Origin of the sequence: Bifidobacterium sp. M0404 (genome assembly GCF_016101415.1) — a bacterium.
Taxonomy (GTDB): domain Bacteria; phylum Actinomycetota; class Actinomycetes; order Actinomycetales; family Bifidobacteriaceae; genus Bombiscardovia; species Bombiscardovia polysaccharolytica.
Genome location: NZ_JACFQP010000001.1, coordinates 441,733 through 461,544 on the forward strand (window position 1 = coordinate 441,733; position 19,812 = coordinate 461,544).

Genomic DNA, 19,812 nt, shown 5'->3' on the forward strand with positions numbered 1-19,812 from the left:
GGTGCCGACCAGGCCGCAATGAATAGCATTGTCGAAAACTGCAACCATACTGGACTTGTCCGCGGGCGTTGAATCGTCGCTCTTGGACATCCGTTGCAGATATAGCTTACATATATATAAGGAGTCATATGGCACAGGGTCCCGTCCTGGTGGTCGATTTCGGTGCGCAGTACGCTCAGCTGATCGCTCGTCGAGTCAGGGAGGCAGGGGTCTACTCCGAGCTGGTGCCTCATTCGATGAGCCTGGAGCAGATGTTGGCTAAGGATCCTAAGGCGGTCATTCTCTCCGGCGGCCCGGCCTCCGTCTACGTGGATGGGGCGCCTACCATTGATAAGAGGATTTTCGAGTCGGGGGTGCCTGTGCTGGGCATCTGCTATGGCTTCCAGGTCATGGCTCATGAGCTGGGCGGCGAGGTGGACAAGGCGGCCCTGGGGGAGTATGGCAAGACCGAGGCCTTTATTGACAGTGCCAGGGGGATACTGCAGGATTCACCCGCACGGCAGGATGTGTGGATGAGCCATGGTGTTGCCGTCAACCGTGCGCCTGAGGGCTTTGAGGTTTTGGCGCATACCGAGGGTGCTCCGGTGGCGGCCATGCAGGATCCTTCCAGGGGGCTGTACGGGGTCCAGTGGCATCCCGAGGTGACCAACACCCCTCTGGGGCAGGACCTGATCGACCGCTTCCTGCATCAGTGCGCCGGACTGCCGTCGGACTGGAACGCTTCGGGAATCATCGAGGAGCAGGTGGAGAAAATCCGTCGTACGGTGGGTGATGACCAGGTCATCTGCGGCCTGTCGGGCGGCGTTGATTCAGCCGTGGCGGCCGCCCTGGTCCATAGGGCCGTCGGCGACCAGCTGACCTGTGTCTTTGTTGATCATGGGCTCTTGCGCAAGGGGGAGGCCGAGCAGGTCAAGCATGATTTCGTGGCGGCCACTGGCATCAAACTGATTGCCGTGGATGCTTCGCAGGACTTCCTGAGTGCACTCAAGGGCGTTTCCGAGCCTGAGCGCAAGCGCAAGATCATTGGAGAGAAGTTCATCCGCACCTTTGAAAAGGCTCAACGGCAGGTGATTGAGGAGGCCGGCAAGACCGGCAAGGAAGTCAAGTTCCTGGTGCAGGGCACACTCTACCCTGACGTGGTCGAGTCTGGCGGTGGAGACGGAGCGGCCAATATCAAGTCCCACCACAATGTGGGTGGTCTGCCAAAGGACGTTAAGTTCAAGCTGATCGAGCCCCTGCGCACTCTCTTTAAGGATGAGGTCAGGGCTATTGGCACCGAACTGGGCCTGCCTGATCAGATTGTCTGGCGTCAGCCCTTCCCGGGTCCTGGTCTGGGCATCCGCATCATTGGCGAAATCACCCGTGAACGCTTGGAGACTCTGCGTGAGGCTGATGCCATCGCCCGTGAGGAGCTGTCGCGAGCCGGACTGGATCGGCAGATATGGCAGTGCCCGGTGGTGCTGCTGGCCAATGTGCATTCGGTAGGTGTGCAGGGTGACGAACGCACCTATGGCTCGCCGATTGTGCTGCGTCCAGTTTCCTCTGAGGATGCCATGACCGCCGACTGGACACGTCTGCCCTATGACGTGCTGGCCACTATTTCTACACGCATCACCAACGAGTGCCCGGGCATCAACCGCGTGGTCCTGGATTGCACCTCGAAGCCTCCGGCAACCATCGAGTGGGAGTGAGTATCTGGGTCGACAAGCCATACGGCAATGTGTCAAAGACAGTATTGTTGGTCAGATGACTTGTCGGCCCATGTATTTGGTGCTTGGACTATTAAATGTCAATGGTCGATAGAAGAACTCAGGTGCCGCAATTCGTCATTTGTTGCTCGCTGATGGCCGCGTTGATCCGGTTGACCAACTCATGGGGATGTTCCACCCCGAGCACCAGTCGGTCATAGTGTTCGCCCTTGAGTTGGATGACTATGGGACTTTCCGGTCTGGTGACATTCCAGAATGTTATCTCCCCATGCTCGGTGAATGTACCGGCCCATTTACCGGGAACATGAAGGCCGAGTGCACGCCAGCCTTTGGCATCATCAAGAATGCCCGGATCCTCGCTCGCACCTAGAACATGCTCGATTGGCATCACTAATTTTCGCTTGAACGACCACATTTTATCTAAACCCTGTGGTTCAATCTCCAGTGTTCGCCCGACAATTGCTACCTTGTTGTTCATGACTTGCTTCTTTCATTATCAGACTGCAACTGAACATGTACACGTTGCAGCAGCCTCTCGCCAAGGAGCGTGGCGACATTAACGGTGACGGCGTTGGTATCGCCTGATTCCGAGCAGGACAGCTTCACAAGGTAATCCCTGACCAGCCCACGAACCTCCAAATCATGATCTGACAGCTCCATGAGTGCCACCAATACCAGATTGAGCACTTTTGAATCGCGCGACTCCGAATCCGTTGCATCATGCAGCGCAGCTACGAACATGCCACGCTTGCTGCCGAACGCACCGTAGAGACTACCTCGGAGCAGACCCGTGGCCTTGACGAGAGCATCGATCGACGTGCCCTCATAGCCATGCTCCAAGAAAACCTCGCGGGCACGGGCAAGCACCTCATCATCATCGAAGCTTCTCTTGCGACCCATGCTCGCCAAGATAGCATTATTTGACCAAACAGCCAAGAATAATAGACGGTTTTTTGTCCATCACTATCGTTCCTTCTTTTTGAAAGATGTAGATGCTAGGAATAGTGATTTGCTGGGTAAACTGCCAGCAATGAACGCAAGAATTAAGACCATGAGGATGGCCTCCATCCGAGCATAAAATTGCGATAGGAGGAGTAATAACCAGCGTAATAGCTATGTATCTCAACTGGCACCACTTGCCATGAAGGACTGTCCATGATCTTTTTTTTTGATTGAATGTATAAGGAATACAAGTATCAGCTGGGTAGCCACGAGAATTGTTCAACAAGTATATGCAGTTTTTTAAAAACGGTTACAACCAGAAAGTTCTCGGTGTAAATACCACCCCTTCTATGCCGCTAACGATAATATTGCCAATCCAGATATCTATAAATGAAGGCGGAACCCGTTCCGCGTCTCTTCTTGGTTTCATTCGGTCCTCCTTTAATTACAAGAAAAGTTGGCAACCATTAACTTTTCCGGTGTCAGTGGTCATCAGAATTGCAAATACAAGCAAATACAATCAGAACACAAATCAGCTGAAGTACTCCCGTATTACTCCGTCAATTCCAATTATTTCCAACAGGACTCTGACGAAATTTCCTCCAATCAGAGCTGCAGCATGACCAGATTGCAGTACCCATTTGTACTGGGAATTCCGTTCTAGACTTTGCGTAGTGTACTGATTCCGCTGACGATTTCAGAGACCTGGACGCCGTATTGGGTAACGATCAGTCTTATCTAAAATGAACCCTCCCAAATTAAACCTTGGTCGGATCTGGTTATTTGAAGGTCAGTTATAAGAGAATGTTGCGCTAGCTAAGAAGTTACCCAGTTTTCAGCGAAATGTGGAATGGTCCCTGGGTCAGTATTTTTAATCTTTGTTAAAATCTGATTCAGTTGATCGGTCAATTGATCAAGTTCTGCAGTGCTGAGTGATGAACTATCTTCTCCAGTTTGAACCTGTTCGATCCTTGGCTTTTGCGTTGTCGTAGTGAGTTCGAGGGCGCCAGCTGTTCCAGTAACATCAACATCAGCGCCGCTGACACGCTTGCGTCCACTAGGTTCAGTAGCTTGTGTATTCTTTGACCGCATATCAATCTCCTTTGGTTGACATGTATACCAAACGACTTAGCCGTACATTAGCTATAGAAAACGAAAAGCCAGCATAATTGCTGATGAGATAAATATTGCAGGTAAGCACGCGATTACTCGAAGTCTTCTATAGCGCAATTGGAGAGCTCTTCACCGGCTCCGATTATTTCGATGGGCAAAGTTTTAACGAAGTAGTCCAAGACACGTCTGACCGAGATCTTCAGCAATCCACGCAGGCATTGCGGGAAGCACCATCAGCAATCATCAAGACCAGAGTATGGCCACACTGGTCTTACATCCGGTAAAGGGGAAGTCGGTTCATTGCCACATAGCAATGGAGAAAGTGGCAAGCATTATTTTGCTGGGGGAGAAGGTGTAGCTAAACAAAACAGTCCCAATCATGGTGAGCCCGATGTGTAGTAAATTAGATGACTCCGAGGCATACCCATATGTCCAGTATGTCCTGTTCGCTTGAATGGGACGGGTGGGACTCACGGAATATTGTGATCGGTGTCCAGCAGACTCTTGATGCCTGTTCCATTTGCATTGCGTTCGATTCGGGAAGTTCTCGCTGTCACTTGGGCAAGGTACACGGCTGATTTCAGACTTAGACTCGGCTCTGCGCGCCTGAGTTCACGGATAAACACGACTTGATCCTTGCTAGGATCTATTTCCTCAGAAGTGGCGATGCTTTGAGCCCATTTCACTGCTGCAGCCATCGGGTCTTTGCAGTCAGCAAATATCATCGTGACTTCGATCCTCGGATTGTTGTCATTGGTCAAGCTCATGGCTTTTCCTCTCAAAGTACCTGGTGCTCATTTTCTGGCCGCTGAAGTGATGACCACTTCTAGTATACAGTCGCGAGAGTCGTCGTCACAGGAGCCGCCGAAACCCCAATGCAGAACTGACCTCACTCAACTGTGGGGGCGGTAAAGAATGAGACAATTGACGGTGTCGGCGAGAGCACCGGAGCGGTATCAAAATCCCTAAGCGTGAGTTCCGCAGGGGAGGCATAGGCCTAAGACTCTCGGCGTTCAATGAAGTGGTTGACATATTCGGTTCCTTCCGATTAATGCCAACGTTCTTGTTTTACTAATTTGTTTACTCATGTTGATTCAGGGGTCAGCAACCGTCAGCGATATTAGAAACAATGGATCCCGTGATATTCGACACAGCTACGCCACAAGCTACGGAGGGCTTCCCGATGAGAGACAGAATCGCTGGCGTAGCTGACGTAGATCCTGGAGCATCTATTTCAGAAAGTGCTGGGAGGTCATATGGGGTAGCATACGTCAGGTACCCTGAGATGAGTGATTTCGTAGTCATCTGCATGTAAGCAAACATTCCTGTAGATTGGGTCGTAATGCAGGCCTACATTTATGGATACGCAAACGAGGCGGCCCATTACTATCTGCAATAAAACGGAGAGAATTATCAGATAAAAATTCAAATTCAAATGCTCAGTACAACAGCGTCGCCTGCGACTTAATTTCATAACAATTATATAACAACAGCATGCTGTCTAAACAGACCTCTGATTTCCATATGCGAGCATAAACGGGCTGGTCGATTGCATCGAAGGCGAATCCAGGTTCGTCGGGGAGACACCGACGGAGGTCATGCCGCCGTACAGTACACATTCTCAGTGGTGTGGTCTCTTTGCCTTTCCTTAAAAGGCAAAATAGTGGGAATTTTGATCCACATAAATTTAAACTTACAATCCTCATTATTTAATGTACGCTTGTACCCGACTAATCCCCTTTTTGATTTCCTTCCTTACCTACCTGACAATCTGCGGTAAATAGATTGACGTATAAAAAATTGCTTCACTTATTGTTTGATTGGTAATGTCCCCATTGAGGAACATGATTGTACCTCTAGAGGTGCATCTATTTGACTGTCCCTCTGAATTGTTTGCCGGGCGCTTGCCCAAGGGGCAAGGGTCCGGCAGTGAGCACCTAGTTAAGTGAGGATACAGTTAAGGGGTTTTAAGGAGTACAGCCGGCCTTGATTGAGGGCGTTCTGTATTCTGACAATTATTTTGGTGTAGCTCATCTTGCATGTTTTTTGTAACGTTCGTTTTTGGCACAATTAGTGAGGTGCAGGTTCCAGAGAGGTGTTTCATCTGTTTAAGTGTTTCAAAACTCGTCTAAAAATCAATGTAATATTTAATTGATGAAGGATGAGTTTTGAAACACTTGCGGATAGAGGCCACAGAGAACTCGTGCGGGGAAGGGTCGTGCTCATGCTGATTGGATATGCCCGGGTCAGCACATTGGACCAGAATGAGGACCTGCAGGTCGATGCTTTTAAATCTGCAGGGTGTGAGCGATGGTATGTGGATCACGCTTCAGGTGCGAAGGCCAGCAGGCCGGAGCTCGATCGGATGGTTGAGGTCCTTCGGGAGGGTGATGTGCTGGTGGTGTGGAAGCTTGACCGTCTGGGGCGCAGTGTCCAGAACCTGGTTGATGTCATGAACCGGCTGCAGGACATGGGGGTCGGCTTCAAGTCGCTGACAGAGCAGATGGACACCACAACACCTGGCGGCGTCTTGGTGTTCAATGTGTTTGCGGCCATGGCTCAGTTCGAGAGAGACCTGATACGTGAACGGACAAATGCTGGTCTGAAGGCTGCCCGGTCGAGAGGTAGGGTTGGTGGCCGGCGCCACAAACTCAGCAAGAGCGATGAGGCCATGGTCCGACAGCTCTACGCGTCCAAAAGCGTCACTGTCAACGAGATCGCACAGCGGTTTAGGATATCCAGAGGAACTGTATATGGAGTGCTTTGGCCACGAATTAGAGCACATAAGGAAAAGCGAACAGGGCGAACTATAAAACATGTGGCAGTTCGCCCAACTCACACATTTCAGCATCTTCAAATGACGCTAGTCTTTATCGTGTTTCCCTCGGCGTTCTATTGCCATAAAGATAATCATCGCCACCCAAGCCACTGGATAAGTGCATAAAGCCCAGAACTGTGAATCAGTAACAAACGATATAATATGGGCAAGGACTAACGCTAGTCCGAAAAAGCTGACAGCAATATCTATTGGTTTATTGGACATCAGAAAAGGCATCCAGCAACTGCATCGCCAACACGAACCCAGCCATTCGCGTCAGAGCGGTACCATGCCCATCCGGAAATAGCTTTTGTTTCAAAGATATATGTGTCATGGCGGTTCCTTTGCCGTCGCAACAAAATGCACGATTTGTGCATAAGAGAATTATGATAGAGAATTGTCACTTTGGCAATATCTGTCCATATATTGGATATGTACTACACCTTCGGAAGACGATCATTCCAGAAGGCGGATCATCCCCGCGGATGCGGGGAACACTTGTACAGCAGTTCATTCCTACCATATTTGAAAGGGATCATCCCCGCGGATGCGGGGAACACACTTAGAAATCCTTCATTTGATGGGTGCCTTGAGCGAGCGTTTATATTCCTGCAGCCATTCCTTAGTCACTGGTTCGATTCGTGTTCTGCCCTTACCGTCCGGATTGGCCATGAGTATGCGTATCTGCTGGCCTTTCTTGGCAGTGCAGAAGGTGAATTCCACGTTGGTGGCGACCCCCCAATCCCCTCTCTTGTTGAGGGCGATCAGAGAGATCTCGCCGGCCTTGCCGTAGCAGTTTCTCAGGAGGTCGTCGAATTCGTAGACTGCAGAATCGCAGGCTTCCTGCGGGGTCAATCCGCTTCCCATCAGGGCGACGATACGATAGGAGAGGCATCCTTTCATGATGTCTTCTCCCAGCCCAGTTGCGGCAGCTCCTCCGATGGCGCTGTCTACGTAAAAGCCCGAGCCGGGCAGGGGTGAATCGCCTACTCTGCCCGGCTCCTTCATAAACAGACCTGATGTCGATGTGCCAACAGCCATCGATCCCTGCATATCCAAGGAGATGGCCCCGACCGTATCGTGCCCTCGATAGGGGCTGGCAGACTCCGGTGTTGTGGTCTTGGCAGCCTCCAGCTCCCAACGTCTTCTGGCTCTGTCCGTCAGCATATTGCGCATTTCGAATCCGCTGACCTGGGCGTAGCGAGTCGCTCCCTGTCCAACCAGAAAGCTGCTGGTATGGCGTCGACTCAGTTGCCTTGCCACAGATACGGGGTGGAGTACATGCTGGATGCCGGCCACTGCGCCCAAGGCCATGCTGTTCCCGTCCATGAAAGCAGCATCCATCTCCATCTCGCCTTCCCGGTTCGGCAAGGCGCCATAACCGACGGATGTGTAATCCGGGTTGGCCTCAACTTCTTGAATCAGCTTTTCGACAGCATCGCCCGACTGGCCGCCCTCTTCAAGACCGGAACTGGCCTTTACCATACCTTCATAGGCCATCCGCCAGGTAGCAATAGATGCCCAAGTGGACTGATCGTGACTGGCTTTCTGCGGGGATGAATCACACATTTCCTTGTTTCTTTCTGTCGGTATGGTTGTTCGGCTCTTCCTGACCGGAACACGAATGCAGTTAGTGTGCCGGTCCTCAGCCGATCGTCGAATGACCAAGCTGATGGACCGTGCTCTTGAGGGCTAACTGTCAGTAGCGGGCTTGCCTTGCTCGCATGCAGACAGCAATGATGCCCTCTATCCTATTCTTGTCTGTTAATGACAGTTACTAAAGATACTTCTTGTTTTGTAGAATGTCATGTTTTTGCTCTTAATCGTTTGTCAGATATCAGTTTTGCATACATGCCATTAAGTCGCTTTAAAGACCGGATACTAATAATATGCTCGGTAATCGCCCTATGGCAGATCTTGATAATTCATAGTGGCATGAAGTCTTTGGCATGTATGATTCTGAATTGGGTATATACTGTTAACAAAATACTACCTATCGAAGTATTCATGACCAAGATGGTTCATGGAATCCGGTTGTTTTGCAGCATATGAGTGAAGCAATCGCTCTCCATCACGAATGGGGAACGTGCTGACAGTTCCGAGGAAGGAACCTTCATGGGGTCAAAAGAGGTACAGTGAACAGCAGTCCACCGATTTTGATGCTAGGCACCTTATCTACGTCATTTGAAGGCTTTGCAGCCAATACCACCGGGATCCTCAGCTCCCTGGTTGCTCGTTACCTCTTTCCGGGTTTCGGTCAGGGTACTTGGCAAGAAAGACCCAGGTTTCATGATCATGTGTATAGGAGTCCGCTATGTGCGTATGGCTCTTTATGATACTTCCGTTGTCAAGAAGGGCAAGCTGACCATCTGAGGTCCGGTTCAAACAATTCGTGTTAATCAGCAGAAACAGAGGTAAGTAATGAGCAATACCGTGGAATGGTTCAAGCAAGCCAAGTATGGAATGATGATTCACTGGGGTCTCTATTCGCTCCTGGGAGGGGAGTACCAGGGAAAGTCGTCAAGCAACTACGCGGAGTGGATCCAATCCAAGCTCCAGATTCCCAACAAGGAGTACGAACGCCTGACCCAGGCCTTCAATCCCATCTACTTCGATGCCGATGCCATAGTCGATCTTGCAAAGCGTTGCGGCATGCAGTATCTGGTCGTCACAGCAAAGCACCACGACGGCTTCGCCATGTACCGATCCCTGGTAGATGCTTACAACGTCTATGACGCGACGCCATTTCACCGGGATGTAATTGGCGAGTTGTCCCTGGCCTGCCGCAAGGCAGGCCTGCGATTTGGCCTTTACTATTCTCAAGATTTGGATTGGCATGAACCGGATGGCGGCGGATACCTCTCAAATGACATCGAGACGGCGGGCACCACCTGGGACAACAGCTGGGACTTTGCGGGGGAGAAGAACTACGACCGTGCGTTCAAGCACAAGATCATGCCGCAGATCGAAGAGATCATGAGCAACTACGGGGAAATATCGGTAGCCTGGTTCGACATGCCCATGACTCTCAGCGACGAGCAGAGCCAGACCATCTACGATACGGTCAAGCGCCTACAGCCCGACTGCCTGATTAATTCCAGACTTGGCAACGGTCGCTACGACTATGTCTCTTTGGGAGACAACGAGATCCCTGAGGATTCGGATGCCAGCGCCAAAGCCTCCTCGGAGGAAGATGTCGATTACAATTCCGTCGAAGGATTCAAACCCTCAAAGCTCGGCCTTTATGAGACCGCCGGAACCATCAACGATTCCTGGGGATTCTCCTACCATGACCAGAACTGGAAGAGCCCGAAGACCATTCACGATTACAAGGCCCATCTGAACAAGTACGGCATCAAATACCTGCTCAATGTTGGTCTGGATGGACTGGGACGAGTCCCCATGGCGGCAGAGCAGGCGCTCCTAGGAGCTCAAGCTCTAGAGGTTTGAGGAGTCGGAATTCTGCCAATTGGCGAGGGACTCTGTGGTAAGGATGCTGATCCTGTCCTACGGAATCCCTTGCTGACTGTCTGCTTCATTTTGCATAGCTTGGCGGCTTTCAAAAGCGAGCTTTTTGTATTCAGCAACAGTGAATCTAAGAAGCTGTGGACCGGTTCATCCGAATGAACATGCCCTAAATGCCTTTATTCCTTTGAAACTCGACGGTGGGGTATCGTTTGATACCTTTTTTATTGTCTACAAGTCCTTAGCATGGACCATCAGATAGTCCCATGCACGGGTGGGGAGCAGGGCATGAAGGGCGACCAGAGGCTTGGCGCCGAAGCCCAGAAGGTAACGTGGACGGGGATGGCGTACTGTCGAGGCGCGTACGATGGTCTTGGCGATGGTTGATGGTTGGGTCAAATGCCTGCTGGAGTACAGTTTGCGCAACCCGGCGGCAGCTTGGGATCCTGACTTTTGATAGGCATTCTTGCGTGTGACTGTCTGGAGATGTTCGGCGGCTATCACGCCCCAGTTGGTGGCGATTGCCCCCGGCTCGATCAGGACCACGTCGATGCCGAAGGGATGCATTTCCATGCGCAAAGCATCACTGAAGGCTTCGAGAGCGTATTTGGTGGCATGGTACCAGGCGCCCATATAGGTGACCATCCGGCCTGCCATGGATGATGTGTTCACGATCCGGCCGCGTCTGGCTCGGCGCATGGCGGGCAGTACCAGCTGGGTTAAGCGGGCAAGGCCGAAGAGGTTGACCTCAAATTGTCGTCGGACCTCTTCGATGGGGACCTGTTCGACCGGGCCATAGGAGCCATATCCGGCGTTGTTGACCAGCAGGTCGACGCGTTTTTCCTTCTGCAGAATTCGTGCGACAGCCTTCTCAATGGATGCAGAATCAGTCAGGTCCATCTGCACAGCCGTCACCCCCTTGTCGCCAAGCGGCTCCAGCCGTTGAACGCGTCGTCCTGCTGCATACACTCGGTATCCATGCTCTGCGAGCATTCGAGCGGTTTCATACCCAATGCCGCTGGTGGCCCCTGTGACCAGTGCAACTCGAATGGTCATTTCCTCACCCCTTTTGGCCGACACATCCAAGAATTCTGTCTCTTGCCTGTCTTTGAGGCAAAGTATATGACAGAGATCTCAATGCAGGGACGCAACAGTCGGATAAGGCGAATCTCGCGTCCGAGTTTGGTAGTGCGACACAACTTTGACAAGACTTTTACCCGAATTCGTTCTTGCCGAGCATAGCTTACAGACCGTAGTGAAGAGATAGGACCCAGGATGCAAACGACCAATGCTTCGGTACGGGATGAGCTTGTATGGGAAGGGGTATCTGAATGTGTTGATTACGGATTCGCAGGCTGCGGCTTGCGAGAGACTCCCAAGGGAGCCTTAAGATAAATCTCTGAAATTTCGAGATTAGTCTGGTCTGTCTTGTCATAGGCACGTTTATTTTGGATGCTTATCGCGTCCGCAAAATGCAAGCGTCTGGTCAAATAATGGTCGCGTTTATAAGATTGCTGAAACTTCGCTGTACGCTTACTTTAATGCTGATTGTAGATTCCGCAGGAGGTTTCAGCATGCAGGGCACACGATTTACCTATTGGTGGCACGGATTCGATCTGTGACGCCGCGTGCCTTGTAGGAACGGTTGCACGGATCGGAACCCACCGGCCCTGCAGTCGTCGACAGCATTTCCCGTGCATCGTCACCGCATAGTCGGTAGGACAGCACCAGCGACAATGGTTGTAGTAACCGCATGGGAAAGGACAAGCCAATGACATTGGCGGATCATATGAATGCCAGGGTCAAAGCTCTGGCACCGAGCGACATTCTCGAGTTCAACAAGGAGATTGCCGGAATAGACGGCATTGTGAAATTGACCTTGGGGGAGCCTGACTTCTTCACCCCTGAGCATGTCAAGCAGGCGGGTATCGAGGCCATTCAAAACAATCACAGTCATTACACCGAGAGCCGCGGTATGCCCAGTCTGCGTAAGGCAGCTGCCGACTATCTTCAGGCCAAGTACGGGCTGGACTACGACCCTGACAGCCAGATTGTGATTACGGCCGGTGCCACCGGGGGCATCTTCTCGGGCCTTACCGCCATGATCAACCCGGGTGATACGGTCATTCTGCCCACGCCCATCTTCCCGCTTTACATCCCCATCGCCCAGCTGAGCGGCGCCAAAACCGTCTTCGTGGATACCTCCGAGGACGGCTTCATTCTCAAGCCGGACAAACTGGAGGCCGCCGTCGAAAACAGCGAGGGTCCGGTCAAAGCCCTGGTGCTCAACTATCCCACCAACCCCACCGGCGTGACCTATGCCCGCGAGGATCTGGAGGCTCTGGCCCAGGTGGCGCGCAAGCACGGCTTCTTCGTGCTCAGCGATGAGATCTACGCCGAGCTGACCTACCAGGGTACTCACGTGTCCATGGGCACTATCCTGCCCGAGCAGACAGTTGTTCTTGGCGGGGTTTCCAAGTCCCATGCCATGACTGGATGGCGGGTCGGCATCGCAGCTGGACCCGCCGACGTGATTGATCAGATCAGCAAGGTCAACGAGTTCACTATTACATCGGTGACCACCAACGCCCAGTATGCGGCCCAGGAGGCTCTGACCAAGGGTATGAATGACACGGACCCGATGCGCGAAGCATATCGTAAACGGCGGGACTATCTGGTCAAGGCCCTGCCTGAGGTCGGGCTGGACGTCATTGATCCCAAGGGCGCCTTCTATATCTTCGCCCGGCTGCCCGAGGGCATGCGCGACAGCTGGAGCTTTGTCTATGACCTGGCTCGCAAGGCCAAGGTGGCGGTAATCCCCGGGGCAAGCTTTGGGCCCGGGGGCGAGGGCTACGTCCGCATCTCCTACGCGGCCTCCATGGAGGACCTGCACACCGCCGTGGAGCGGATCGGCGACTATATGCGTCAGAATCGCGGATGACTCATCTGGCGATTCATCCGACAGCCGGCAAAAACCATCAATGAAGGCAGTTACCAAGGACAGGAAAAATGACCAGCATTCTTATGTATTCAGTACGTCCCGACGAGCAGGAGGCCATTCAGGCCTGGGCGCAAGCCAATGACATTCAAGTGGATACCACTGACCACGATCTGGGGATGAACACTGTTGACATGATCAAGGGATACGACGGAATCGTCATCCAGCAGCACGCGGCCCTGCCCGAGCCTGAGCTCTACCAGCGGCTCAAGGAGTATGGTCTCAAGCAACTGACCCTGCGAATCACCGGGTATGACATCGTCAATCTGCAGGCCGCTCGGGAGAACGGGTTGGTCGTCACCAACGTACCTGCCTACTCGCCCCGGTCGGTCTCCGAACTGGTTCTGGCCCAGGTCATGCGTCTGGTTCGGCATCTGGGGGAGGCCAGTGCTCGCGAGGCCAAGGATGACTATACCTGGGATGGGCTTGAGGCCCACGAGATCCACAACCTGACCGTGGGGATCATCGGAGCCGGCAAGATCGGATCGGCCGTGGCCAGAATCTTCCGGGCGCTGGGCTCCACCGTCATCGCCAACGATCCGGTTCATCGCCCCGAGCTGGCGGACACACTTGATTACGTGGATTTGCCCACCCTTTTGAAACGGGCCGACATCGTCACCGTTCATACGCCGCTGGACGAGACCACCCATCATTTGATCAACGCGCAGGCCCTGGAAGCCATGAAGCCCTCGGCCTTCCTGATCAACGCCGCCCGAGGCCCTATTGTGGACACCCCGGCCCTGATTGAGGCCCTGCAGACCAAGTCCATCGCTGGTGCCGCCATCGACACCATCGAAGGGGAGGCCGGCATCTTCGAAAAGGATCTGAGCGGAACCAAGGTCGATAATCAGGCCCTGGAGACCCTCAAGGCCATGCCCAATGTGGAGGTCTCGCCTCATATCGGCTTCTACACCGATGCCGCCGTGACTGCCATGGTCAACATCTCCCTGAACGACGTGAAGACCATCCTGGAGGGCGGCATCAGCGAGCATCAGGTTGACTGACGCTATTGTTCCTGCGACCCGTACCAGGCGCCGACCTGCTCATGCAGGATTGTGAGTAAAGGTGATGGTGCCCTGGTCAGGGTCCATGCTTTCCACGATGGCCAGGGACTTGAGGTTGTAGCCCTCTTCGCGCAGAGTGCGGCCGCCCTCCTGAAATCCCTTCTCCACGGCGATGCCGATGCCCTCGATAACGACCTTGGCGTCATGGCAGATGTTGATCAGACCGTGCAGGGCGTTGCCCTTGGCCAGGAAGTCGTCAAGGATCAGTACATGCTCGCCCTCCTTGAGGAAGCGCTTGGCCACGATGACGGGGTACTCACGCTGCTTGGTGAAGGAGTAGATGCGGGCTGTGTACTGGTCGCCGTCAAGGTTGATGGACTGGGTCTTCTTGGCGAAGACCACCGGCACGTCCCCGAAGTGGCGGGCGGCCAGGCAGGCGATGCCGATGCCGGATGCCTCGATGGTCAGAATCTTGTCGATTTGGTGACCGGCAAACAAGCGGGCCCACTCAGCTCCCATGTGGTCGAAGAGCCGCACGTCACACTGATGGTTGAGGAAGGCATCCACCTTGAGTACATTGCCAGGCTTTACCGTGCCTTGGCGGCGGATTCGCTCCTCAAGTTCCTGCATGTCATCGTCCTTGTCGTCATGAAAGCGGAACCCTTATGGTCCCGACGGATAAACACCAAGATAACCCGGTTCTGGGACTGTGGTCTGGCTGCCCTGATCCGTCAGGTTTCACCGCCAGCGGATTGGAGTGTCTTCCTGGCGTGTCAGCCCGTCAATCCGCGGATTCAAGGCCCTGACTGTTACAGTGAAAATTGACCGCAATGGTCACGCATCGTCGCGGTGCGTTAAAGGACCTAAGGAGGACCATATGGGGATTCTGGATGATGCAAAGGATGCCATGAAGTCTGCCGGCGAGAAGATTTCCGACGTCGCAGGCGATGTAAAAGACACCGTTATGGACAAGGCATCCGATGCCAAGGACGCCGTTGCCGACAAGATGGGCGATGCAAAGGACGCTGCCCAGGACAAGTTGGGTGACGTCAAGGACGCCGCCTCCGACAAGATGGACCAGGCCAAGGCCGATGCAAAGGTCGGCAAGGCCAAGGCTGAGCAGGGCGCCACTGAGGCTGTCAACAACGCCAAGGATCAAGTGCGCAACTGACTGGGTCATCTCGGCTTCCCCGACTAAACCCCGTCCGCTTTCCCTATCCGAAGCGGGCGGGGTCTTTTATGTCTGCTGGCTAACCCGTGAGCCAAGGTCGATGACACCGCTTTGTGGTAGAAATAGTTGGTTGCCGGGTGTGCGCCATCCGGCCTGTGACGGTGACCGAGACCAGATGGCAAGAGGTGGCTTGTGAACGAGGAACCGGACTTGATCCAGCGCAGCGCCAAGGAGCTGCTCAAGGGGCTCAACGATCGGCAGGCCGAGGCAGTGCAATACCAGGGGCAGGCCCTGCTGATCGGAGCAGGCGCAGGCTCGGGCAAGACAAGGGTGCTGACCCGCAGAATCGCCTGGATTCTCAGTCAGTTTGGCGCCTGGCCCAGTCAGATTCTGGCCATCACCTTCACCAACAAGGCGGCCTCCGAGATGCGCGAACGTCTGCGTAGGTTGATTGGGCCTGTGGCCGACCGCATGTGGGTGTCTACCTTCCATTCAGCCTGCGTGCGTATTCTGAGGCGAGATGGCAAGGAGATCGGCTTACGGTCGGGCTTCACCATCTATGACACAGCCGATTCCGAGCGCCTGATCAAGCTGATCGGCAAGGATCTCAACATTGATCTGAAGCGCTACACCCCAAGAAACATTCTGAGCCACATATCTGACTACAAGAACAACCTGCAGGATTGGCGCACGCAGCTGCAGGAGTACGCCCCCGACTACCGGCCCGGTCAGCGCGGCCAGCAGATCACCGCCCGCTTCGGCAACGAGGAGGAGCTCTACTCCGTAATCTACGCCGAGTATGAGCATCGGCTGGCTCAGGCCAATGCTGTCGATTTCGACGATCTGATCGTACGTACGGTCCAGTTGCTCCAACAATCCCCGATGGTGGCGCAGTACTACCATCATCGTTTCCGCTACGTGCTGGTGGACGAGTACCAGGACACCAACCATGCCCAGTATGTGCTCATGCGCGAGCTGGCCGGCGCCGATGCTGACAAGCAGGATCCCGCCTGGATCACCGTGGTGGGGGATTCGGACCAGTCCATCTATGCCTTCCGAGGGGCTGATATCAGCAACATCAGGGACTTCGAGAAGGATTTCCCCGGAGCCCGGACCATCCTCCTGGAGCAGAATTATCGTTCCACCCAGACCATTCTGGATGCGGCCAACGCCATCATCGTCAAGAATGAGGGGCGCAAGCCCAAGAAACTCTGGACTGCCTTGGGCAAGGGAGAGCCCATCGTGGGCTACGCAGCCGACAATGCCCAGCAGGAGGCAGCCTGGATTGCCACCGAGATTGCCAGGCTACGAAGCGAGGAAGGCATTCCATACTCCGACATGGCCATCATGTACCGGGCCAACGCCCAGTCCCGCGCCCTGGAAGAGGGATTGATCAATGCCGGCCTGCCTTATCAGCTGGTGGGTGGGACCCGCTTCTATGAGCGCAAGGAGATCAAGGACGCACTGGCCTATCTGCACGCCATCGCCAATCCCCAGGACGACGTGAACATGCGGCGGATACTCAACGTGCCCAAGCGGGGCCTGGCCGCACGTGCCGAGGCAGCGGCGACCTCCTATGCGGATCTGCATCAGGTCTCCTTCTGGGAGGGGGTGCAACATATAGAGGAGGTGCCCGGGGCTTCCACGCTGATGGTCAAGCGGATGAAGGCCTTCAGGGATCTGATCACCTCCCTGACCGGCTTTGCCGCAGAGCACGATACCAAGCCGTCTCAGATCGTCGAGAAGGTTCTGGAGGAGTCCGGCATGCTGGATGAGCTTCGCAAGTCGGTTGACCCGCAGGATGCCTCCCGGCTTGAGAACCTTGGCCAGTTGCAGTCCGTGGCCGCCGAGTTTGAACAGAAGACTCCTGACGCTACCTTGGCAGGTTTCCTGGAGACCACAGCACTGGTGGCCGACTCGGACCAGCTGCCAGGCCTGGGCGACGACTCAGGCAAGGTGACGCTGATGACCCTACACACGGCCAAGGGCCTGGAGTATCCTGTGGTCTTCCTGACCGGTATGGAGCAGGGAACCTTCCCGCACTCCCGCTGTCTGGAAGATGCCGATGAGATGCAGGAAGAGCGTCGGCTGGCCTATGTGGGCGTGACTCGTGCCAAGCGGCGTCTCTACCTGACCCGGGCGGCCGTCCGCTCTCAGTGGGGGCAGGTCAATGAGATGCTGCCCAGCCAGTTCCTGGACGACATCCCTGACGAGTTGATCGACTGGAAGCGTCGACAGACAGGAAACGAGCGGATGCGCGCAGGTTGGGACCTGGGTGATGACGAGGACGAATTCGGTGGTTTCGAGGATGAAAGCGATGGCCGTGCATTCGGTCATCGTTCATTCGGCGGCTTTGGCTCCGGATCCGGGTTTGGCTCTTCCCGCAGTGGGTATGGGCGATCGCGAACCTCCTCACAGCGTTCGTTTGGATCATCAGGGTACGGCTCTCGCGGCTCCTCCTCAAGAAATGGAAGAGTCACGACCAGACGAAGCACAACAAGCTCATCGTCAACCTCACACGCTGGCAGGGCCTCAGCCCAACCCAAGTCGAACGGCCTGTCCATTCAGGATTTCTCCCTGGGAGACAGGGTGGCCCATGACCAGTATGGCCTGGGCAAGGTGGTCGACATTCAGGACAAGGGTCACAACTCGGTCCTGACCGTGGACTTCGGTTCCGAGGGGACCAAGAGGCTGATGCTGCGCTTGGCACCAATCGAAAAGCTCTGAACGATCGAGACTCCAAAAGCTGTATGCTCACGACTCTTGCGAGGACAGCCATTCCACGGCGAGTTGGGTGCGGTTGGCCAGGTTGGTCTTGGCCAGGATGGCTGAGATGTGATTGCGGACGGTGCCCTCGCTGAGATAGAGCCGCCTGGCGATGGCCTGATTATCGAGGCCATCGGCCACGAGAGCGACGATTTCACGTTCGCGGTCAGTCAGTGTTTGGAAGCGTCTGGGGCGAGGGTCGGCTGGATCTTTTTGCGTCTGCTCCTCTTGCTTGCCGAGTGACAGATTAGCCACTGCTTCAGCTCCAAGAACCGTCTGTCCCGCCATGACGGCTTGCAGGGCCGGCACCACAGAAGCCACGTCCTGCTTGATTACATAGCCCTTGGCACCCAAGGCCAAGGCACGGGAAATATACTCCTTGTCCGCAAAGGTGGTCAGAAAGAGCACTCGTGCAGTCGAATCCATGGCGATGATGCGCTCCGCCGCCTCCAGGCCATCCATGCCAGGCATCTGCACATCAAGCAGCAGCACGTCAGGCCTGCCACCAGCGGCCTGGTAACAATCCAGGGTTGACTGACCGTCATTGGCAGTCCAGAGCACGTCTGCAGCGCCGGTTGCCGTCAAAATTGTTGACAGGGACGAGCAGACGATCGGATCGTCATCAGCGATAGCGACTTTCATGCCATTACCTTCCTATCCTCTACGTGCTCAGTTGCACTGCGGTTGAACCAGGGCTCCTTTGGCAAGGATACGAAGACCTTCCATCCTTTTTGGTTGGGTCCACTGTTGGCTGTGCCGCCCAGGGCTCTGGCCCTGGCCTCTATATCGGCCAGCCCCATGCCGCGCTGGAGCTCTGGTTTCTTATGACGCGAGCTGTCAGGTTGCGAGTGCTGAATTCCGCCGTCGTCTTGAACCACCATCTGCCAGAAGGCCGGTAGGTCGCGCAGAATGACCTGTGCCGACTTGGCTGAAGAGTGGCGGACCGTATTGGTAAGGGCCTCACGAACAATGCTGGCCAGGCAACGGCACACCGGTGCAGGCGCTGTCTTAATGCCGTTGTTCAGATCGACCTGTAGCCGCCCCATAGAAGCCTCGGAGCTGGCATCCTCCATCTGGGATGCGAAGTCGGTGCCCTCATCCTCCAAGTCATGCACCGAACGACGAATTGTGGTCATTGCTTCGTCTAAAGTCTTTCCGACACTATCAAAGACTTGCTCGGTACTCTGATCGCCTTTGCTCTGAGCAACCACCCGGCCAGCCTGGGTCTGCATGATGGCTCGAGTGAGTAGGTGGCCTACATTGTCATGAATATCTCGGGCAATCCGGGTCCGCTCGGTTAAGTGTGCCATCCGGGTCGCCTGGGCCCGCTCCTCGTCCAGGTCGTTGATGCGGCCATGCAGTTGGCGGATCCTGTAGCGCTCGGTGTCTTCAATCTGCCATACACGACCCTTGGCTACGGCCAAGTGCGCGCACGTCAGTCCGCCGCCTTGCGCCAGTGCTGAGGTCAATAAAGCCAGCAGGGCATAGCGTTGGGGGAGGCCTCTGAACTGTATGAGGTCGGCCATGCCAGGTACCAGCCAAAAGAATGCCGGCAGCAAGGCTAAGAGCAGCCTGGGCCAGACCAGTCTAGAGTCCTCGGTCTGGGGGACTTTCATACCGACTGACCTGGTAGCCGGGACCATGCTTCCGAGTCCGACCCCCGCCTCAAAGGCCAAAGCTGGCAAGAAGAAAAGCCAGTCTGGTATAAACGTTGCCAAAAGCGACACCAGAGCGCCACCCCACATGGAACCCGGCGCTGGCAACAGCCATTCGCACAGGGCTCCTGCGGCTACTGAGGCCAAGAGGCCTGCGATCAGGATTCCTGA

Annotated in this window: 16 protein-coding genes; 7 read left to right on the forward strand and 9 right to left on the reverse strand. The window is 54.6% G+C overall.

The features are described 5' to 3' along the window. The first annotated feature begins 128 nt into the window (after positions 1–128). Complete coding sequence (gene guaA / locus H3T93_RS01810) at positions 129–1,691, forward strand: glutamine-hydrolyzing GMP synthase (protein WP_110425323.1); 1,563 nt, start codon at positions 129–131, stop codon at positions 1,689–1,691. 118 nt (positions 1,692–1,809) lie between these two features. Here the strand turns inward: guaA and H3T93_RS01815 are convergent, their stop codons facing one another. The 4 genes from H3T93_RS01815 to H3T93_RS01830 form a co-directional block, all read right to left on the reverse strand. Next, positions 1,810–2,187 carry a hypothetical protein gene (locus H3T93_RS01815; RefSeq protein WP_144177188.1) on the reverse strand — a complete coding sequence of 126 codons (378 nt, stop codon included), beginning with the start codon at positions 2,185–2,187 and terminating at the stop codon, positions 1,810–1,812. Further along, a complete protein-coding gene (locus tag H3T93_RS01820) occupies positions 2,184–2,609 on the reverse strand; it encodes a helix-turn-helix domain-containing protein (RefSeq protein ID WP_144177186.1) in 426 nt (141 codons plus the stop codon). The genes H3T93_RS01815 and H3T93_RS01820 overlap by 4 nt, the downstream gene beginning before the upstream one ends. 858 nt (positions 2,610–3,467) lie before the next feature. Then, entirely contained in the window at positions 3,468–3,743 is a 276-nt protein-coding gene (locus H3T93_RS01825) for a hypothetical protein (RefSeq protein ID WP_144177185.1), read from the reverse strand. A 491-nt stretch (positions 3,744–4,234) separates the two neighbouring features. After that, the gene (locus H3T93_RS01830) at positions 4,235–4,531 is read right to left on the reverse strand and encodes a hypothetical protein (protein WP_144177184.1); all 297 of its coding nucleotides are present in this window, start codon (positions 4,529–4,531) and stop codon (positions 4,235–4,237) included. Between the two features lie 1,394 nt (positions 4,532–5,925). Here H3T93_RS01830 and H3T93_RS01835 point away from each other — a divergent pair. Next, the gene (locus H3T93_RS01835; protein WP_325053540.1) at positions 5,926–6,708 is read left to right on the forward strand and encodes a recombinase family protein; all 783 of its coding nucleotides are present in this window, start codon (positions 5,926–5,928) and stop codon (positions 6,706–6,708) included. Positions 6,709–7,155: 447 nt separating this feature from the next. Here H3T93_RS01835 and H3T93_RS01840 read toward each other — a convergent pair whose 3' ends face one another. Continuing rightward, positions 7,156–8,067: a N(4)-(beta-N-acetylglucosaminyl)-L-asparaginase gene (locus tag H3T93_RS01840; protein WP_232348596.1), complete on the reverse strand. Its 912-nt coding sequence runs from the start codon at positions 8,065–8,067 to the stop codon at positions 7,156–7,158. Between the two features lie 936 nt (positions 8,068–9,003). On the opposite strand from H3T93_RS01840, the gene H3T93_RS01845 reads away from it, so the two are divergent. Further along, positions 9,004–10,032, forward strand: a complete 1,029-nt coding sequence (locus H3T93_RS01845) for an alpha-L-fucosidase (RefSeq protein WP_144177181.1) — start codon at positions 9,004–9,006, stop codon at positions 10,030–10,032. A 246-nt stretch (positions 10,033–10,278) separates the two neighbouring features. On the opposite strand, the gene H3T93_RS01850 is transcribed toward H3T93_RS01845, so the two are convergent. Then, a complete protein-coding gene (locus tag H3T93_RS01850; RefSeq protein WP_144177180.1) occupies positions 10,279–11,103 on the reverse strand; it encodes an oxidoreductase in 825 nt (274 codons plus the stop codon). Positions 11,104–11,818: 715 nt separating this feature from the next. On the opposite strand from H3T93_RS01850, the gene H3T93_RS01855 reads away from it, so the two are divergent. Together H3T93_RS01855 and H3T93_RS01860 are read left to right on the forward strand one after the other, a co-directional pair. Continuing rightward, complete coding sequence (locus H3T93_RS01855; RefSeq protein WP_144177179.1) at positions 11,819–12,988, forward strand: aminotransferase class I/II-fold pyridoxal phosphate-dependent enzyme; 1,170 nt, start codon at positions 11,819–11,821, stop codon at positions 12,986–12,988. A 68-nt stretch (positions 12,989–13,056) separates the two neighbouring features. Then, complete coding sequence (locus tag H3T93_RS01860; protein WP_144177178.1) at positions 13,057–14,049, forward strand: D-2-hydroxyacid dehydrogenase; 993 nt, start codon at positions 13,057–13,059, stop codon at positions 14,047–14,049. Positions 14,050–14,088: 39 nt separating this feature from the next. Here the strand turns inward: H3T93_RS01860 and H3T93_RS01865 are convergent, their stop codons facing one another. Further along, positions 14,089–14,679, reverse strand: coding sequence for a xanthine phosphoribosyltransferase (locus H3T93_RS01865; RefSeq protein WP_144177177.1), 591 nt, complete (start codon positions 14,677–14,679; stop codon positions 14,089–14,091). 247 nt (positions 14,680–14,926) lie between these two features. Between H3T93_RS01865 and H3T93_RS01870 the strand changes: the two genes are divergently transcribed. Next, positions 14,927–15,220, forward strand: a complete 294-nt coding sequence (locus H3T93_RS01870) for a hypothetical protein (RefSeq protein WP_144177176.1) — start codon at positions 14,927–14,929, stop codon at positions 15,218–15,220. 192 nt (positions 15,221–15,412) lie between these two features. Next, the gene (locus tag H3T93_RS01875; RefSeq protein WP_144177175.1) at positions 15,413–17,947 is read left to right on the forward strand and encodes a UvrD-helicase domain-containing protein; all 2,535 of its coding nucleotides are present in this window, start codon (positions 15,413–15,415) and stop codon (positions 17,945–17,947) included. Between the two features lie 27 nt (positions 17,948–17,974). Here H3T93_RS01875 and H3T93_RS01880 read toward each other — a convergent pair whose 3' ends face one another. Together H3T93_RS01880 and H3T93_RS01885 are read right to left on the reverse strand one after the other, a co-directional pair. Continuing rightward, on the reverse strand, positions 17,975–18,628 hold the full coding sequence (locus H3T93_RS01880) for a response regulator transcription factor (protein ID WP_144177174.1): 654 nt from the start codon (positions 18,626–18,628) through the stop codon (positions 17,975–17,977). Beyond that, positions 18,625–19,512, reverse strand: coding sequence for a sensor histidine kinase (locus H3T93_RS01885; RefSeq protein WP_186363886.1), 888 nt, complete (start codon positions 19,510–19,512; stop codon positions 18,625–18,627). Before H3T93_RS01885 ends, H3T93_RS01880 begins: the two co-directional genes overlap by 4 nt. Positions 19,513–19,812: the final 300 nt, after the last annotated feature.